Origin of the sequence: Methanoregula sp. (assembly GCF_002835825.1) — an archaeon.
Lineage (GTDB): Archaea > Halobacteriota > Methanomicrobia > Methanomicrobiales > Methanospirillaceae > Methanoregula.
Map to the genome: position 1 here is coordinate 1 of NZ_PIZH01000751.1, position 1,054 is coordinate 1,054.

Genomic DNA, 1,054 nt, shown 5'->3' on the forward strand with positions numbered 1-1,054 from the left:
TGGCGAGATACTGATGTGGGGGAGGACAGCGGGGATCATGAAGGATCTTGCAGACCCTGCCATCACATTTTGGCCCATAACAACCCCGTTTGGGCTGACAGCAAACCAGCACGTTCCCAAATGAAATACCGGTTATCAGCAGTTTCCCTTCAAACACCATTCCCTCACCGGGTGGATCTCCCCAGGTACTCGTGACGCTTTTCCGGAATTCAGGCTCAAGGGTATCATACCATTTGCAATAATCTTCCGTGGGCACCTGTGCGATAGCGCCCCCTTTGGCAACAATATCCTGAACCGTTGTCCACCGGAATTCACAGAGGGCACGACGTTCGAGGATACGACGTATAAGATCCTGCCCGTTTTCAGGAATCTCATCTATCGTGTAACCCTCATCTTTCAGCCGGTGTAATATGTTAACCATGCTCTGGAGACCGTTCATATGGGAAGCACTGCCAACCGTTGCCTCGACACCATGGCAGGGGCTGTTGTTGAGCATGAATACTACTTTTCTGTCGGATTTAGGAGTATTTTTAAGACGAATCCAGCGTTTGATTCTCCCGGCAACCCGATCACAACGTTCAGGTATGGCGGTACGGGTCCCATCAGATCCGGTTTTTTCAAACGTTGCTCCTATCATGACGGGCTCGATTACCCCGTCATACTCCGGGAGGGAAACTGCCCAGGGAATGTCATCAACGAGTCCCTTGAGAGTCCGCCACTCTTCAAGTGACTGGTGATAGGCGATGATGGGTTGGAAGACCGGGATGTTCAGTTCTTTAATCAGATCGATACTCATCCGGAAAGGCTCACGGTCTTCATTAACCGGTTCATTGGGGTCATTGATGGTGGAAAGGAGATTGATAATCGCCGAGACACGGGGTGAGCCGCAATCCATGAAGAACGTCCTGATACAATCCAGCAGACCCTGAGATCCAAGATTCTTATTCTTAAGACAGTCCGTGAAAACCGGTATAACCGGCAGGTTCACGGATTCAAGAGCCCGGATCAGCTCGTTCTCGACAGCAAGGTTGCCATTTGCCCAGAACGTGTGGTC

The 1,054-nt window shown here is 50.9% G+C and carries 1 protein-coding gene; it reads right to left on the minus strand.

From position 1 onward, the window contains the following. Positions 1-1,054 (minus strand): cobaltochelatase subunit CobN (locus tag CW742_RS14920; protein WP_292421758.1); only part of this gene is annotated, 1,054 nt, incomplete at both ends.